Consider the following 16,712-nt stretch of genomic DNA (forward strand, 5'->3'; position numbering starts at 1 on the left):
ACTACGCCGCGCCCGAGCAGATCCGCGGCGGCCAGATCAGCACGGCGACCGATGTGTACGCGCTGGGGGCGGTGCTGTTCGAACTGCTGACCGGGCGCAAGCCGTTCAGCGATCCGCTGGCACCGCGTGAGCCGCCGCAGGCCTCGCGGGTGGCGACCGACGCAGGAGCCAATACCGGCGAACGCGCTGCGGCGCGTGCGGCCACGCCGCACACATTGCGCAAAACGCTGCGCGGGGACATCGACCGCATCCTGCGTGCAGCCCTGGATCCCGATCCCACGCACCGTTACCGCTCCGCTGCCCGCTTCGGCGAAGACCTGCGCGCGGTGGTGGCCGGCCGGGCGATCAGCTTGCGCCGCGACAGAACCTATCGAGTACGCGTGTTCTTGCGACGGCATCGGCTCGGTGCCGTCGCCGCATCACTCGCGGCGCTGGGATTGATGGCCACCACCGGATGGGCGCTATGGCAAACACAGCTGGCTACCGAACGCGCCGAAACCGCCAAGCGTGAGGCGCTGGCCGCGGAAAGCATCAGCGAGTTACTGATATCTTCATTTGCCGCGACCGATCCGACACAAAGCGACAAAGCGGGTGTCGAACCGACCGCGCGGGACGTCCTGAATACGGGCGCCGCGAAGGCTTCGGAAAAACTCGCGCAGACGCCAGCCGTACTCGGCCGCGTCAGGCTGATGCTCGGTCAGACCTATCTCAACCTGGGCGACAACGACAAGGCGGCCGAACTACTGACAGCTGCGGCCAAGGGTTACGCCCATCCATCAGTGAATCAGCCCGAGAAGACCGCCGAAGCCATCGCGATGTTGGCTCAAGTGGAACAGAACCGCGGCAACGACGCAAAGGCGGTCGAGTTGTCGCGTCGAGTGCTGGCGATCCACCAGAAACTGGGCCGTCAAGAAGACATCGCGATCAGCTACAACACCTTGGGCATGACCTTAATCTCGGCCCTGCGGTATGACGAAGCGGACCAAGCGCTGCAATCCGCCCAGAACATGGCTTTTTTCATATATGGCAACCCTTCGAAGCAATTGGCCCGCGTTCTCCACAATCGCGCCGCGTTAGCCAACAGTGCGGGGCGATATAGCCAAGCCGAACGATGGGCCCGCGAAGCCCTGGAGATGAAAGCAAAGCTGAAAGCGACGCAGAGCGCTTTCTTCACGAGCCGAACCCAGTTAGCGATGGCGATCGCTAAACAGGGGCGCCTTACCGAGGCCGAAGCCGCGCTGGGCAAGAATCTGGAATTGGCGCCGGTGGTCTATCCCGACGACGACGTCAGACTCGCTCGCGCAACCCAACGCTTGGCGATGGTGCACCACGAACGGGGCGACTTGGTGCGCGCCCAGCAAGGCTACGAGCAAGCGATTGCCGCAAACGAACGTCAGAACCTGCGCGAAGCGGCTACGGCGCATGCCTACCGTATGCTCGCCGAAGTCTTGGAATTGCGCGGCGACATCGCAGGCGCCGCACGCGCGTATCGGTCTGCCGAAGAGAGGATGGCTGAGCAGGACGGCGCATCCCACCGACTTGAGAAATGGCAGGCGATCGCGAGTCATGGCGTCTTCCTGACCCGGCATGGCAAGAGCGGCATCCCGCGCGACCGCACTGAGCAAGCGCTGACGGAATGGATCGCGATGTTCGGCCCGCAGCCGGCTACGGCCATACCGGAGGATCTGGCGGCGGCGCGGCTGTTGCTTGCGGAATATCGGCTGCTGCAGGGCGATCCGCAGGGTGCGCAGACCGCTTTGTTCGCAGATGCCGCCGCCGCGGAACAACCCTTGCTGCAAGCCCGTCGCCGTTACTGGCAGGCGCGCATCCACACCATGCGTGGTGAAAGCGCGGCCGCGCTGGTCGAGTACGCGCGCGCGATCGAACAGGCGGAAGCCGTCGCGGGTGCGGGCACGGCCCATGCGGCCCTATGGCGGCTGGATTACATCGAACAGTTGGCGAAGACGGGGCATGCCGCTGAAGCCCGTAAGCAATACGCCGCCGCGCGACCGGCGCTTGTGGCGCAACTGATGCCCGCAGCGCCGCCGATGGCGAGGATGAAGGCGCTTGCCGAGGCGATCGCGGCAGGCAACGACCGTTTCCGTCAAGTGGCGGCGACGTCGTTATAACCGCCAGGCGGATGTCGTTCAGCGCAGCGATCGCGCTCGGCGCGGCGCCTACGCCGACAGTAACGCCGCAGCAACTCGGCCAGTGGTAGGCCGTATACGACCGGCGACGGCAGCGGATCGGCGAGCGCTGTCGCCGAGAGGCATGTTCAGCGAAGGTAAGGTATCGGCCGATTGGAACTTCGGTGTAGAGCCAAAAGCTATTAAGTAAGCAGGAGCAGGGCGGTTCCGGTTAAGGAAAGCAGCCCTACCCGAGTATGAACGGACTGCAGCCTCGCTGCTTATAAGTAGCAATCTAAGCCGGACAAACACTTACGGCGGTCCTCAGACCGCCTTTCTGTCGAGCCGCTTGGTCAATTAAAGACCAGGCGGCTTTTTTTTTGCTCCCGATAAGCCTTCCGAAGAAGTCGCGCGGGGCCGTGGCCACTTTTTCGTGGCTTTCCGTCTTGTAACGCACTGTCGGCTTGCGGCAGCTATTCCTGAACAAGATAGGGAGAGGTCCCCACATGAATATCAAACGTTACGTCGCCCGTCCCACTGTGTTGGCGCTGGCCTTGCTCGCGGCAACGGCTCTGCCTGCTTACGCGGGCACCTGCGATATCGCCAACGGCGACCCCAACACCGAAGACACGGGCGGCAGCGTCAGCGCAGCCAACGGCATGGCCTGCGGCAGCAACAACGATGCCAACGCCGACGGCGCCACGGCGGTGGGCATCAACAACAATGCGCTTCCGGGAAACCCGGGAGTACAAAGTACGGCCATCGGCAACAACAATGAAGCGACCGGCCTTGGCGGCACAGCGGTTGGCTTGACCAACACGGCGTCGGGCGCGGCCAGCAGCAGCTATGGCATCTTCAACGAAGCCACCGGTATTGCCAGCACGGCCATCGGCAGCGAGAACGAGGCAACGTTCAACTCCGCCACTGCGGTGGGCGCCAGCAACGAAGCCAATGCGGACGCCACCACGGCGGTGGGCTTCGACAACACCATCCAAGGGCCCAACGGCACCGGCACGCACAGCCAGGCTTACGGCTCGTCCAACGGCATACTGAACGATAGCGGTTCTGCCACCGCGCTGGGCGCCTTCAATTCCATCGGCGCGATGCAGGCCAATAGCAACGGAAGCACGGGAGTCGGTTTCAGAAACACGGTCAATGGGGCCGATTCTACGTCCGTGGGCAGCGAAAACTCCGTCACTGGCGATGACTCCAGCGTGGTCGGTTCCGACAACCGCGTAACCGGCAATGAAAGCACGGCCGTTGGCGCCGATAATTTAATCATCGGCGACGGCAATTCCACCTTTGGCGCGAATAACACGATTCCGATCGATGCAAACGGGGTAGCGTTCAACCAGTCCACGGCGATCGGTTGGACGAACACCGTCCAGGCCAACCAAGCCACTGCAACCGGCCATACTAATACGGTCTCTGCCGACCAGGCTTCGTCGTTCGGTTTCCACAACACGATCGAGGCAACGGGCGTCAGCAGCACGGCGGTTGGCAGTGAGAACACGGTCAGCGGTGCCTTCAGCATGGCAACAGGCCACAACAATACGGTCGCAGCCGGCCAGGCTTCGTCGTTCGGTTTCCACAACACGATTGGCGCAACCGGCTTCAGCAGCACGGCGGTCGGCGGAGAGAACGACGTCAGCGGCGCTACCAGCTTGGCGGCAGGTTTCAACAATACGGCGAGCGGCGATTCCAGCACCGTGGTAGGTATCGACAACATCGGCAGCGGCTTGGGCAGCACGGCGATCGGCAACACTAACGGTCTTCTCGGTTCCGGACAGGAAAGCGTAGCGGTGGGTTTTGCGAACAACGCTACGCAGCTGCAAGACACGGCGATGGGCGTTGGCAACCAAGCTAGCGGAGGCTTCAGCACCGCCGTCGGCTTCACCAACTTCGCCACTAACGCCAACGCTTCGGCGCTGGGCAACGGTAACAACTCTTCTGGCGAGCGCGCCACGTCGATGGGCTTTGGCAATGTGGCTCAAGGCGCCGACAGCTTCGCGGCCGGTTCCGGCAGCATCGCCGCTGCAGACCGCAGCGCAGCGATCGGCGCGGGCGCTATGGCTCAAGGCGTGGATAGTTTTGCCGCCGGTTCCGGCAGCACTGCTGCTGCGGACGGCAGCGCCGCGATCGGCTCCGGCGCTCAGGCACAGGCGGCCAGTAGTGTGGCTGTGGGCGCAGGCGCCGTGGCCCAGACGGCCGGTAGCGTGGCGGTGGGCTCCGGTGCCCAAGCGCAGTCGGATAACTCGGTGGCTTTGGGCGCCGGTTCGGTGGCCAATCGCGCGAACAGTGTGTCGGTGGGTACGGCGGGCGCGGAACGCCAGATCACCAACGTCGCCGCCGGTACGGAACTGACCGATGCGGTCAATGTCAGCCAGTTGAATGATGCGGTCGGCGGTCTCGGCGATGTGGTCAACAACCTCGGAGACGTGGTCAACAATCTCGGCGACCAGTTCAACGGGTTCAAGAACGAAGTCAACGACAAGTTCGCGCAGTTCGACAAGCGCCTCAATGCAAGCGGCGCCATGGGCATCGCGCTGATCATGTCGGCCTCGAGCAGTGCGGGTCAGAACAACCGCAACCGTCTCGCGGTGGGTACCGGCTATCAGGGCGGCCAAGCTGCCCTTGCGGTCAGCTACCAGCGGCTGATGGACGAGAAGAGCACCTTCACCATCGGTGGCACGTGCGCAGGGCATGGCAAATGCGGAGCTGGCGCCGCTGTCGGCTTCGGCTGGTAAGCCCTGACGGGCGGCGCGGGGAATATCCGCGTCGCCCACTCGCTCACACATTCTCGTTTTGCCCCGACGGCCGACGCATATTCCCCCGAAGTTGCCGAAGCCGTCGGGGCATCTGATCAGGCAGGACCTGCCATGAATCGCGCCACCGCACGTATCGCTCGAGCGTTGCCCGTCGACAAGTTGCAGCCCGCCTACCCTTTGTGGCCGGCGGCCAACGGCACTTTCGCGCCGAGCCCGCGTCGAGAGCTTCTCCAGATGCGCAAGCTGAAATACCACGTCAACGTCAGCGTGGACGGTTTCATCTTGAGCCAAGGGGAAGGCTTCGATGCGTTTCCGCACGGCGACGAATCGGCGCAGTACCTGCAGTCATTGCACGCTTACGGCATCGCCCTAATGGGCCGGCGCACGTACGAGGCCAGCCAGAAGACGGGCATCGACGATCCGTATCCGCACCTGATGAGCTATGTCTTCTCGCGCTCGTCATCCGTGCGGACGAACCCGCAGGTGGAGCTGGTGCGGGACGAGGCCACGGATTGGGTGCGGCGGATGAAGGCGTGCCCGGGCAAGGATCTGTACTTGTGCGGCGGTGCGGATCTGGCCGCGTCCTTGTTCAAGGCCGGTCTGATCGACGAGGTCATCCTAAAGGTAAACCCGTTGCTGAAGGGAGCCGGCAGGAGATTGCTGTCCGGCCTCGAAACGGAAATCGCGTTGGTCCACAACAGCAGTGCCGCCTACGACGACGGCGTGGTGATGCTGACTTACCGCGTGCAAAAGAACGATGTCGGCCAGCCGATAGCGGGCGGAATCGCCCGTGTCGCGACATCCATGCATTCGTAAAACATATTCGTCCATCCACCATTCAAGGCCTTCTTGGCCTTGAACACCGAGCTGGAGGTTGTGTCGCGACCGAACAGCGAAGGAGTTGATATGAAAAAGCTGACTATGTTCTTGCTGGTTGCGGCGTGCTTGGGCACGGCCGGATGCCAGCGTCCCCTGCACGCCGATTCGGCGGTGCTCAATGGCGCGGTGCCGCGCTGCCGCGTGTTGCTGTCCGAGGCCCGCTTGGAATACCGCGAGCAGGCCCGGAAGGAATGCGATGCGGTGCAGACGCCGGAGCAGCGCAAGCGCAGCGGCGGCTGCGCGATCATGAATTACATGAGGTTTTGCTCGGATGCCGTCATCGCCGGGCGCGGACTGGCGGAACCGCCGGTCGAAAGGATCGAGAAGTAATTCCTGTTGCGGGCGGCCAATCAACACTCTCCCGGTCGCCTCTTCCATCGCGCGGTAGGCATCCCCCCTGCCGCGCGATGCCTTATTCGAATATGCCGTACTTTTTTGTAGAGCGGAGCTTGCTCCGCTGCTTTCAAAGCCCTCCCCTTCAAGGGGAGGGTTGGGTGGGGATGGGTTTGACTTTGAATGCGATCTCAGCCGCAAATTCAAACCCATCCCCATCCCGGCCTTCCCCTTGAAGGGGAAGGAGACTATCAAGAGCTGCGACGCTACAACGCTCTACAGGACGCTATCGAGTCGTTTTTCATTCCGTTCTCGATGATAGGCGGCGGGGAATCACAAAGCCGCGGGCAAGCGAAAGAACGCGCGCGCAGCCGCCGTGGTCGCCGCCGCCACGGCTGCGGTGCTTTCGCCGCGATCCTTTGCCAGCTCCTCGACGATATGCGCCAAGTACATCGGTTCATTGCGCCGATGGGAGGGTTGCGGCTTGACCGTGCGCGGCAACAGATAAGGCGCGTCGGTTTCGATCATCAGGCGGTTGGCCGGTATCGACTTCACCAGTTCGCGCAGGTGCAGGCCGCGGCGCTCGTCGCAAAGCCAACCGGTGATGCCGACGTACCAGTCCTGATCCAAGTAGTCGAACAATTCTTGCCGTGTGCCGGTGAAGCAATGCACGACGGCGGGGCCGAGCCGGCCGTCGAAATTCTTCATCGCCGCCATGAAATCGGCGTGCGCGTCGCGCTGATGCAGGAACAGCGGCTTGCCGGTATCGACGCCGATCTGCAGTTGTCGCTCGAAAGCCTTACGCTGGGCGGGGCGCGGCGAGAAGTCGCGGAAGTAATCCAGGCCGCATTCGCCGACCGCGACCACTTCCGCATGCGCGTGCAAGGCGCGAATCTCCGCATCGGCTTCGTCGGTGTACTCGACCGCATGATGCGGATGGACGCCGGCGGTCGCGTAGAGAAAGCCCGGATGCGCCTGCGCAAGCGCCAAGGCCTTCGACGAGTGCTCGCGGCTGGCGCCGGTGACGACCAGCTGGGATATGCCCGCGTCGCGGGCGCGCTGCAACACCGCATCGCGGTCGTGGTCGAAGCTGTCGTGAGTGAGATTGGCGCCGATGTCGATCAAATCCATGCGCGCAATGTTAGCAACCGTTCCTGCCCGAAGCGACGAATCACTCCCTCTCCCGCTTGCGGGAGAGGGCTGGGGTGAGGGCGCGCGACGCATCAGATCGCGTCAAACCTCCATGAGGTTAAGTGCTTGACCCGACGTTCGACGCTACAGTCGGTTGCGCGCGCCCTCACCCAATCCTCTCCCGCAAACGGGAGAGGGCTACAGCCGCCGACCACCGCGGCCAACGCGTATCCTTGCGCGCGTGAGCAGACCTGCCTTCCCCATCGATGTCCTGTTGCCGGATATCCGGCAAAGCCTGGCCGTCCATCCGCGCCTGGTGCTGGAAGCGCCGCCCGGCGCAGGCAAGACCACGCAGGTGCCTCTGGCGCTGCTCGATGCCCCATGGCTGGAAGGCCGCAAGATCGTGATGCTCGAACCGCGCCGCGTCGCCGCGCGCGCCGCGGCCGGCTTCATGTCGCAGCAGCTGGGCGAATCGGTCGGCGGCACGGTCGGTTACCGGATTCGCTTCGATAACCAGATCTCCGCGCGTACCCGCATAGAAGTGGTCACCGAAGGCATCCTGACGCGCATGCTGCAGGACGATCCGACGCTCGACGGCGTGGGCGCGCTGCTCTTCGACGAATTCCACGAACGTCACCTGGCCGGCGATCTCGGCCTGGCACTGGCCCTGGACGTACAAGCCTCGTTGCGCCCGGATCTGCGCATCGCGCTGATGTCGGCCACGCTGGACGGCGAACGCCTGGCGCAGTGGCTCGATGCGCCGCGGTTGTCGAGCGCGGGCCGCAGCTTTCCGGTGGAGGTAGGACATTTCCCTGCGCGGCGCGATGAATCGCTCGAAGTGCAGGTCAGGCGCGCCATCGAACACGCTCTGGCGCAACATCCAGGCGATGTGCTGGTGTTCTTGCCGGGGCAGCGCGAGATCGCGCGCGTCGAAGCCGGCTTTAGCCCCTCTCCCACCGGGAGAGGGGTTGGGGAGAGGGTACGGCGAAGCGACGGAAATTCGGACATCGGAGGCTTCGCCGAACCCTCATCCGACGCTTCGCGCCACCTTCTTCCGGAGGGAGAAGGAAAAGCGCAAGGCATCGTAATGCTGCCATTGCACGGCGAACTGCCGATCGAAAAACAATCCGAAGCGCTGCGGCCCGATCCGCAAGGCCGCCGCCGCGTGGTGCTCGCGACCAACGTCGCCGAGTCGAGCGTGACGCTGCCAGGGGTACGCATAGTGATCGACGCCGGTTTGGCGCGCGAACCGCGCTACGACCCCAATTCCGGATTCTCGCGGTTGGATGTCGTCGCGATCTCGCAAGCCTCCGCCGATCAACGCGCCGGCCGCGCCGGCCGCGTCGCCGAAGGCTGGGCGTACCGGTTGTGGCCGCAGTCGCAACGGCTTGAGCCGCAGCGCCGGCCGGAGATCGCGCAGGTCGAGCTCGCCGGACTGGCTTTGGAGTTGGCTGCGTGGGGCAGCGATGCGTTGCGTTTCGTCGATGCGCCGCCGCCGGGAGCGATCGCAGCGGCGAAGGATCTGCTGCACCGGTTAGGCGCGCTCGACGGCCGACGCGCCATCACGCCGTTGGGCCGCCGCATGCTCGCGCTGGGCACGCATCCGCGCTTGGCGGCGATGCTGTTGTCGCCGCACGACGAACGCGAGCGCACGCTGGCTTGCGACCTGGCGGCGCTGATCGAAGCGCGCGATCCGCTACCGCAAAGAGGCGTGCAGCGTTCCGACGCATGGGCCGAACGTTGGCGCGCGCTGGCGGCATTCCGATCGGGCCGCGTCGCCGGCGACGCCAATCGCGGCGCATTGGCCGCCATCGATGCCGCGGCCAAGCAATGGCGTCGACGCCTGCGCATCGGCGCCAAGCCTGTCGACGATGCGCCCGCGCATCTGCTGGGCGATGTGCTGCTGCACGCTTTTCCGGATCGCATCGCCTATCAGCATGTCGGCGATCCGCTTCGTTACCAGCTCGCCAACGGCCGCATGGCGCGGCTGTTCGACGACAGCGCGCTGTACGGCGAACCCTGGATCGTCGCCAGCGAATTGCGCTTCGAAAGCAAGGATGCCCGTGTCCTGCGCGCCGCGCCGCTGGACGAAGCCCGGTTGCGGCGCGACTTCCCCGAGCGATTCTCCGAAACCGACGCGGTACGCTGGGATGGCGACCGGCGCGCATTGGTCGCGTCCCGGGAAAGCCGTTACGACGGCATCGTGCTGTCGTCGCGTCCCGCCGGCCGCCCCGATCCCGCGCAAGCCGCGCAAGCGCTGACCGATGCCGTGCGCGACCTGGGCCTGGCGGCGCTGCCGTGGACCGAGGCCCTGTCGCAATGGCGCCAACGCCTATTGTCGCTGCGCGAATGGATGCCGGAACTGGCGTTGCCCGATCTGTCCGATGCGGCGCTGCTGGACACGCTGGACGAGTGGCTGCGGCCGGCGTTCGCGGGCAAGACGCGGCTCGATGCGCTCGGCGCGGAGGAGCTGTCGGCCGCGCTGAAATCGCAAGCCGATTGGAACGTTCGCCAACAACTCGACCGCTTGGCGCCGATCCGAATCGCGGTGCCGTCGGGCATGGAGCGCGACATCGAATACCGGCACGGCGAGGCGCCGGTGCTGGCGGTGAAGCTGCAGGAACTGTTCGGCCTGGCCGATACGCCGCGCATCGCCGACGGCCGCGTGCCGCTGACCTTGCACTTGCTTTCGCCGGCCGGCCGGCCTTTGCAGGTCACGCAGGATTTGAGGGGATTCTGGGAACGCACCTATCCGGAAGTGAAGAAGGAGATGAAAGGCCGCTATCCCAAGCATCCCTGGCCGGACGACCCGTGGTCGGCCACGGCGACCCACCGCGCCAAGCCCCGCGGCACGTAGGGTGGGCCTTCACCAACGCGAATCATCGTGCGCTGCGGAAATGCGGTAGCGCGATGGCGGGCCAAGGCCCGCCCTACGATGCGGGTTCAGCTGTCGGCAGAGTTCCGCCGCGGCCTCTCACATACCCTGAACGCCTCCGCCTCGACACTGCGCCCCATGACCCGACGTCAGGAAAACGCCATCATGAACAAATTGAATTCGCTGCCCGAACGTGCGCTGGAATTGGTCGGCAGCGTCGGCGACGGCATCCGCCAGGCCGTACCCAACAGCGCGATCAAGTGGGTGGAAACCGGCGCCGCCCTGACTGCGTTAAGAACCGGCACTCGCGTCGCGACGAAATTCGTCAAGCGCAATCCCGCCGTGGCGGTGGCGGCGGTCGCAGGCGCCGGCCTGCTCTGGTACGTCGCGCGGCGCAAGGCCAAGCAAGCCGAACGCAACGGCAGCGGCGCGATCGAAGGCACCTCGACGCGGGTCGAGGCCAAGCGCGCATCGCGGCCGTCCACGGCGCGCAAACGCAGCTCGCGCAGCGCCGCGACCGAATAACCGGTTGCCCGCGGAGGCAAAAACGCCGGCGCACGCCGACGTTTTTTACGGAGCGTTCGCGGGCGGGCCGCTTTCCGGCATCGTTCGCGCTTCCGGCAATTCGACGATGAAACGCGCGCCGCCGCCTTCGCGGTCCTCGTACCAGAGATGGCCGCCTACGTTGGCCACGATCTGCCGCGCCAGCGACAAACCCAGCCCGCTCGATTGCGGATCGCCTGCGGCCGCATCGCCCAGGCGCACGAACGGCTTGAACAGGTCGCGCTGCTGGTACTCGGTGATGCCGGGTCCGCGGTCCTGCGCGATCAGCTGCCAATAGCCCTGCGCGCCGCCGCGTACCCACAGCTCCAGCTCGCCCCCGCGCTGCGCGTACTTGATCGCGTTCGTCACCAGGTTCTCTGCGACCTGGCGCAGCACCAGGCCGTCGATCGCCACCAGCACCTCGTCGTTGGGCATGCGCACGCCCAGCCGCATGCCGCGCGCTTCCAACTGCATCTCGTAACGCCGCGCCAGCCATTGCAGTGCTTCGCGCAGGCTGCAGGCCGCCGGCGGTTGATCGGTCTGCGCCCGCGCGTGTTCGGCGGCAGACTGCAGCTCCAAGTAGCGGTGGATATAACCGAGCGCATCGTCGGCGCTCTCGCGGATCATCTGCAGGTAGTGCGGCACGCGCTCGGGCCGGGTGCCGCCGCTGAGCAGCAGGTCGCTGGCGAAGAGCACGCTGGTCAGCGGATTCTTGAGGTCGTGCGCGACCAGGTTGACCAGCTCCTGCCGATCGCGCGCCACGCGTTCCAGGCGATCGCGCGTCAGCTTCAGGCCGATGTGCGCGCTGACCCGGGCCAGCAGCTCTTCCGGCGTGAACGGCTTGGTGACGTAATCCACCGCACCGGCGTCGAAGGCGCGCAACAGCAGGTCGCGGTCGTGGGCGGCGGTGAGGAAGACCACCGGGATGCGCAACAGCGGTTCGCGCTGCTTCAGCTCGGCGATCAGGCCGAAGCCGTCCATGCCGGGCATCATCATGTCCAGCAGCACCAGGTCCGGCGCGCGCTGCTCGCAAAGCGCGAGTGCGGAGGGACCGTCGGCGGCGTTGTCCACTTCGTAGCCGTGCCGCGACAACAACGAACTGACCACGCGCAAGTTGGCGGGCTGGTCGTCGACCACCAGGATCCGGCCCGCATTGTTGCTGGTAACGATCATCCCGCCCCCGAAACGCGGCTATTCAGCTGCCGTGCGACGACGTTATCAGGTTCTCCGGAGCATCGGCCAGCGCGGCGTGGCTAAACGATTCAGATGTCGGCGACGCGCCATGCGCCCGGCGCCAGGTCGTCCAGCCCGTACCCCGCAATCGCGACCCTGACCAAACGCAGCGTCGGCAAGCCGACGGCGGCAGTCATGCGCCGCACCTGGCGATTGCGGCCTTCTGCGATGGTCAGCTCGATCCAGGCGTCGGGCACGGTCTTGCGCATCCGCACCGGCGGGTTTCGCGGCCACAGTTCGGGCGCGGGTTCGAGCCTGCGCGCTTGCGCGGGTGCGGTCGGGCCATCGTTGAGCGTCACGCCGCCGCGCAATGCGGACAGTTGCGCCTCGACGGGATCGCCTTCCACCTGCGCCCAATACGTCTTGGGTCGCTTGTGCTGCGGGTCGGTGAGCTTGTGCGCCAAAGCGCCGTCGTCGGTGAGCAGCAACAGGCCTTCGGAATCGAAATCCAGGCGTCCCGCCGGATAGACCCCGGACGGCAATCCGAACTCGGCCAGCGTGCGCCGCGGCGGCACGCTGCGGTCGGTGAACTGGCACAGCACGCCGTAGGGCTTGTTGAAGGCGATGAGCACGCAGTGGGATGGTTTTTTTGTTTCTGTAGGAGCGGCTTTAGCCGCGAGCTCTTGATCTTGTTATTCGCCGTCGGCAAAGAGCTCGCGGCTGAAGCCGCTCCTACAAAGAGCGATGGGCTGCGCGTTACGGCTTCACGAACCGCAACGTCATCCGGTCGCTTTCGCCGATCGCCTTGTACTTGGCGGCGTCGGCAGCGTCGTGGCGGTTGGTCGGCGGCAGGGTCCATACGCCGTTCGGGTGATCGGCGGTGTCTTTCGGATTGGCGTTGATCTCGCTCTTGGCGTCGAGCTTGAAGCCGGCATCGGTAGCGAGCTTGGTCACCAGTTCTTCGGTGAGGTAACCGGATTCCTTCATCTTTTCCAGATCGGTGCCGGGCTTGGCGCGATGGTCCGCCACGCCGAGCGTGCCGCCGGACTTGAGCACCGCGAAGAACGCCTTGAAATAGGCTTCGGCGTTGCCCGCGTCGACCCAGTTGTGCACGTTGCGGAACGTCAGCACGGTATCCGCGCTGCCGGGCGCGCCGAAAACGGGCGCCTTGGCGTCGAACTCGACCACTGCGGCCTTGCCGTAATGCGCAGCGTCGGCGGCGAACTTGTCCCGAAGCGCCTTGTTGTTGCGGCCGCCGTAACTGTTGGGATCGCTCGATTTGGCGATGGCGGCGATGTAACGGCCGTTGTCGCGGAGATAAGGCGCCAGGATTTCGCTGTACCAGCCGCCGCCGGGCGTGATTTCGACGACGGTCTGGTCCGGCGCCACGCCGAAGAACGACAGGGTTTCGCGCGGATGGCGATAGACGTCCCGCGCCGTGTTCTTGGCGCTGCGCCAGTCGCCGGCGATCGCGGCGGCAAGCGCGGCGCCGTGCTCGGCGGCGGGTTGCGTTGCGGATGCGGGCTTGTCCGCGGCGATAGCGAAGGACGCGCAGGCACTCGATAGCGCTACGACGAAAAAGGTCTTGGCGATAAGTCGCATGACGGAGCTCCGTTGAGGGGTGTTGCGAAGCGGGGCCTTAGCTTACGCGGTCGCGATGACGGTGCGTATCGCCGGCCGTCGTTCAGCCGGCGTCGCCGACCGTCGCTGGCGCTGCGCGTTCCATATGCCGCGCGTGCTCCTGCGCCTTGCCGTGCAGCCACTCGCGGAAGGCCTGCAGGCCGCGATGGGAGGCCGATCGCGGCGGGTAGACCAGATAGTGCGCGTAGTCGGTCTTCATCCGCTCGCGGGTCAGCATCACCAGCTGCCCCGAATCCAGCAGCAGGCGCGCACGAGTCAAGCGCCCGAGCGCGACGCCGACGCCGTCCAGCGCAGCGCGATGGTGCGCTTCGGAATCGTCGAAAAAGGCCACGTAGCGTGCTGGCGGTTCCATGCCGTGGCTGGCGAACCAGCGGTTCCACTGGCCGTCCGGATCGCCGAGCAGGGGCCAATCGCGCAGGTTGCGCAAGGTCGGTTTGCCCATCCGCTCGACCAGGGCGGGGCTGGCCATCGGCACGAGCCACTCGTCGAACAGGTGCTCGGCGGTGACGCCATGCCAGCGGCCGAAGCCGATCCGCAAGGCCGCATCGACGCTGGTGTCGCGGTCGAAATCCACCACCGCCGAGCTCGACTGCAGGTTGATCTCGATCTGCGGATGCGCGGCGAGGAATTCGCTCAGCCGCGGTACCAGCCAGGCCGAGGCCATCGACGGCGTGGCGCTGACGGTGAGCACATCGTCGTGGCGCGCCGCATAAGGCCGCAATGCCTGGGTGATCGCATCGATATGCGGCGCGACCCGCTCCAGCAAACGTTCGCCGTCGGCAGTGAGGCCGACCCCGCGCGAATTGCGCACCAGCAGGCGCTGGCCCAGGCGTTCTTCGAGGCTGCGCATCTGGTGGCTGAGCGCGCTGACGGTGAGGCTGAGCGATTCGGCCGCGCGCGACAGGTTGCCCAGGCGGGCGGCGGCTATGAAGCCCTGCAGGGCATGCAAAGGGGGTCGGCTCATGACGTATGCCTTGAATGAAATTCAAGTAAGATTTGCAAAAGCGTCGCTTTTCGTTGGCAAAGCATGCGCCTATCTTTGATTTCACTCAAGTGAACTCGAGGTCAGGCCATGAACATCTACACCGGATTATTGTTCCAGCACGGCCATATCCAGGATCCGCAGCTGGCCTTGTCGTTGGCCGGCGGCGAAGACCGGCCGGCACAGGCACCGAGCCATCGGGCATCGCAGGATCGGCGTCCGGCACGGAAGGAAAAGCACGCCTCATTCAGGCGAGGCGCGATCTTCGCGGTGTGCTCGACCGCGTTGTCGCCGTTCCGCTGATGGCCGTCCAAGCTCCCGCACCGGCGCGGCCCATGAACCGGGTCGCGCTGACCACCATCGCACCGGAGATCTACCGCAAGCGATTGCTGGTGGAAGGCTATTTCCGCAGCGAGGTCACGCACGACGCACTGCTGGCCTACTTCGCGAGGATCACCGGCGAACTGGGCCTGCGCACTTACGGCGAGCCGATCATCCATCGCACAAGCGGCGAAGGCAAAGCCGCCAACGAAGGCTACGACGGTTTCGTGCCGTTGATCGACTCGGGCATCTACATCGCCGCCTGGATCAATCCGCGTTTCCTGTCGACGGTGATCTATACCTGCGCCGATTTCGACGAGGACCGCGCGGTGGAAGTGGTGCGCGATTTCTTCCGCCTGCGCGAGCACCAGGCCGCCATCTTCTGACGCCGCACGAGGAACGCACGTGATCGCACGCATCTGGCATGGCATCACTCTGGCCGCGGTGGCCGACGGCTATCTCGCCTTCCTGCGCGACCGCGCGGTAAAGGACTACGGCGCCACGCCCGGCAACCTGGCGGTGCACATCCTGCATCGGCGGGAAGGGCGGCTCACGCATTTCATTACGCTGACCCATTGGGAATCGATGGAAGCGGTCCGCGCCTTCGCCGGCGAGGACATCGCGCGGGCCAAGTACTACCCCGAGGATGCCGGTTTCCTGCTCGAGTACGAGCCGACGGTGCAGCACTACGAAATCGAAACGTATCCGGCTGCGATTCGGAAACGAAGCCCGCATGATCCACCGATCTAGCCGTCGATCTCTAGTCGTCATCCTCGCGAAGGCGCAGATCCAGCACCTTGCTCTGTAGAGCGGAGCTTGCTCCGCTGCTCTTGCTCTTAGGCCGTTTACTCTTAAGCCGTTTGCTCTCAGAGCCGTCATCCCAGCGAACGCTGGGACCCATTTGCTTTCGCTCTTGCTCTTGCCCTTAAGCCGTCATCCCGGCGAAGGCCGGGACCCAGGCCCGCGTCCTCGCGGCTTGCGCTGCGACTCGCGCCATGGACAAAAGCTTCCGGCTGCGCCGGGTCACTTTCTTTGTTGGCCCAAAGAAAGTAACCAAAGAAAGGGCCCGAAGCTGAAGTGATTCGTCGCGTCTGAACGTCCGCCAGCGGCCTGGCTTTCGTCGCGGGTGGCCTTCTTACGCAGGTACTAGATTTTGATTCGTAGCGCATGGGTGACGTGGCTTTTGCGGATTTGCGCTAAGGAGGCGTTCGGGTCGATCGCTTCGGATCCAAGTGCCGGAGCGACGGAAGAGGTCCGAACGGCGGCGCAAGGGTCAAGAACACATCCCTGCCCGCCGCCGTAATGCCTTTCAAGAAACGCAGGATGGGTTGAGCGAAACGATATCCATCGCGGTTCGCCTGCCATGGGAGATGGGTATCGCTCGCTCAAGCCATCCTATGCCCTCGGTGCCGATGCGCCTCCCGAGACGGCAATATCAAAATTTCTTACAAAAAAATTGGGATGGAGATTCCATCTTGAAGATCTTCTGCGATTTCAAGGGGCCACCGTTCGCGGCGCTTTTCGTCTTTTAAGGCAGCACGGCTCCTGATGAGCCCCAAGCAACTGCAAAGCCAGTTGCAACCATGGAGGGCTGCCTTCATGCCAGATATCTTGTTGCGGATTGTCGAGGGCGCATACGTAGCGCTATACCGGCACGATGCCAGCCTGGCCCCGGAAGTGCTGCCCACGCGCGGCCATCTCTACGTCTATAGCGGCGGCTTCGAATGGGGGCGTGGCGATGCCGCGGCCCTGAACCTGAGTCATGCGATCGTCGGTAAGATCTTCGAATTCGACGGCTATTCCAAGCCGGAACTCAAGCATCTGGCGCGGCGGCTGCACAGCGAGCTCATTTCCAAGCTGGACCGCGAGGCCGAGTACGACATACGGGTCGACAAACTGAAGCGACTCCTCGGTTGAGACCACCGGCGCAGCGCCGAAAA

At 64.8% G+C, this 16,712-nt stretch carries 15 protein-coding genes and 1 pseudogene; 11 read left to right on the plus strand and 5 right to left on the minus strand.

All coding sequences use genetic code 11. The features are described 5' to 3' along the window. Nucleotides 1-71 precede the first annotated feature (71 nt). The 4 genes from M2650_RS15645 (at nucleotide 72) to M2650_RS15660 (ending at nucleotide 6,103) form a co-directional block, all read left to right on the plus strand. Complete coding sequence (locus M2650_RS15645) at nucleotides 72-2,129, plus strand: tetratricopeptide repeat protein (RefSeq protein ID WP_345779871.1); 2,058 nt, start codon at nucleotides 72-74, stop codon at nucleotides 2,127-2,129. A 503-nt stretch (nucleotides 2,130-2,632) separates the two neighbouring features. Beyond that, nucleotides 2,633-4,873, plus strand: a complete 2,241-nt coding sequence (locus M2650_RS15650; RefSeq protein WP_249476095.1) for a YadA family autotransporter adhesin — start codon at nucleotides 2,633-2,635, stop codon at nucleotides 4,871-4,873. A 132-nt stretch (nucleotides 4,874-5,005) separates the two neighbouring features. Further along, nucleotides 5,006-5,710 carry a dihydrofolate reductase family protein gene (locus M2650_RS15655; RefSeq protein ID WP_249476096.1) on the plus strand — a complete coding sequence of 235 codons (705 nt, stop codon included), beginning with the start codon at nucleotides 5,006-5,008 and terminating at the stop codon, nucleotides 5,708-5,710. Between the two features lie 90 nt (nucleotides 5,711-5,800). After that, a complete protein-coding gene (locus tag M2650_RS15660; protein ID WP_249476097.1) occupies nucleotides 5,801-6,103 on the plus strand; it encodes a hypothetical protein in 303 nt (100 codons plus the stop codon). 336 nt (nucleotides 6,104-6,439) lie between these two features. Here M2650_RS15660 and M2650_RS15665 read toward each other — a convergent pair whose 3' ends face one another. Further along, a complete protein-coding gene (locus M2650_RS15665; protein WP_249476098.1) occupies nucleotides 6,440-7,237 on the minus strand; it encodes a TatD family hydrolase in 798 nt (265 codons plus the stop codon). 355 nt (nucleotides 7,238-7,592) lie between these two features. Between M2650_RS15665 and M2650_RS16570 the strand changes: the two are divergent. The 3 genes and pseudogenes from M2650_RS16570 to M2650_RS15675 form a co-directional block, all read left to right on the plus strand. Beyond that, nucleotides 7,593-7,916 (plus strand): annotated as a pseudogene (locus tag M2650_RS16570) (ATP-dependent helicase HrpB); the annotation flags it as partial. A gap of 33 nt (nucleotides 7,917-7,949) precedes the next feature. Next, nucleotides 7,950-10,094 (plus strand): ATP-dependent helicase HrpB, encoded by a 2,145-nt coding sequence (hrpB, locus tag M2650_RS15670; protein WP_345779874.1) that lies wholly within the window; start codon nucleotides 7,950-7,952, stop codon nucleotides 10,092-10,094. Between the two features lie 183 nt (nucleotides 10,095-10,277). Continuing rightward, nucleotides 10,278-10,637, plus strand: coding sequence for a hypothetical protein (locus tag M2650_RS15675; RefSeq protein ID WP_249476100.1), 360 nt, complete (start codon nucleotides 10,278-10,280; stop codon nucleotides 10,635-10,637). Nucleotides 10,638-10,682: 45 nt separating this feature from the next. Here the strand turns inward: M2650_RS15675 and M2650_RS15680 are convergent, their stop codons facing one another. The 4 genes from M2650_RS15680 to M2650_RS15695 all read right to left on the minus strand — a co-directional run bounded on the left by M2650_RS15680 (nucleotide 10,683) and on the right by M2650_RS15695 (nucleotide 14,433). Beyond that, a complete protein-coding gene (locus M2650_RS15680; protein ID WP_249476101.1) occupies nucleotides 10,683-11,828 on the minus strand; it encodes a hybrid sensor histidine kinase/response regulator in 1,146 nt (381 codons plus the stop codon). Nucleotides 11,829-11,917: 89 nt separating this feature from the next. Then, complete coding sequence (locus M2650_RS15685) at nucleotides 11,918-12,460, minus strand: pseudouridine synthase (RefSeq protein WP_249476102.1); 543 nt, start codon at nucleotides 12,458-12,460, stop codon at nucleotides 11,918-11,920. A 124-nt stretch (nucleotides 12,461-12,584) separates the two neighbouring features. After that, nucleotides 12,585-13,430, minus strand: coding sequence for a class I SAM-dependent methyltransferase (locus tag M2650_RS15690; RefSeq protein WP_249476103.1), 846 nt, complete (start codon nucleotides 13,428-13,430; stop codon nucleotides 12,585-12,587). Between the two features lie 82 nt (nucleotides 13,431-13,512). After that, complete coding sequence (locus tag M2650_RS15695; RefSeq protein WP_249476104.1) at nucleotides 13,513-14,433, minus strand: LysR substrate-binding domain-containing protein; 921 nt, start codon at nucleotides 14,431-14,433, stop codon at nucleotides 13,513-13,515. Nucleotides 14,434-14,541: 108 nt separating this feature from the next. On the opposite strand from M2650_RS15695, the gene M2650_RS15700 reads away from it, so the two are divergent. From M2650_RS15700 to M2650_RS15715, 4 genes are all read left to right on the plus strand, one after another. Next, on the plus strand, nucleotides 14,542-14,754 hold the full coding sequence (locus M2650_RS15700) for a hypothetical protein (protein ID WP_249476105.1): 213 nt from the start codon (nucleotides 14,542-14,544) through the stop codon (nucleotides 14,752-14,754). Between the two features lie 32 nt (nucleotides 14,755-14,786). Then, nucleotides 14,787-15,158 (plus strand): hypothetical protein, encoded by a 372-nt coding sequence (locus tag M2650_RS15705; protein WP_249476106.1) that lies wholly within the window; start codon nucleotides 14,787-14,789, stop codon nucleotides 15,156-15,158. Between the two features lie 19 nt (nucleotides 15,159-15,177). Continuing rightward, a complete protein-coding gene (locus M2650_RS15710; protein WP_249476107.1) occupies nucleotides 15,178-15,522 on the plus strand; it encodes a hypothetical protein in 345 nt (114 codons plus the stop codon). A gap of 798 nt (nucleotides 15,523-16,320) precedes the next feature. Beyond that, nucleotides 16,321-16,689, plus strand: coding sequence for a hypothetical protein (locus M2650_RS15715; RefSeq protein ID WP_249476108.1), 369 nt, complete (start codon nucleotides 16,321-16,323; stop codon nucleotides 16,687-16,689). The last annotated feature ends 23 nt before the right edge of the window (nucleotides 16,690-16,712 follow it).

This window comes from Luteimonas galliterrae (assembly GCF_023374055.1).
GTDB classification, from domain to species: Bacteria; Pseudomonadota; Gammaproteobacteria; order Xanthomonadales; family Xanthomonadaceae; genus Luteimonas_C; species Luteimonas_C galliterrae.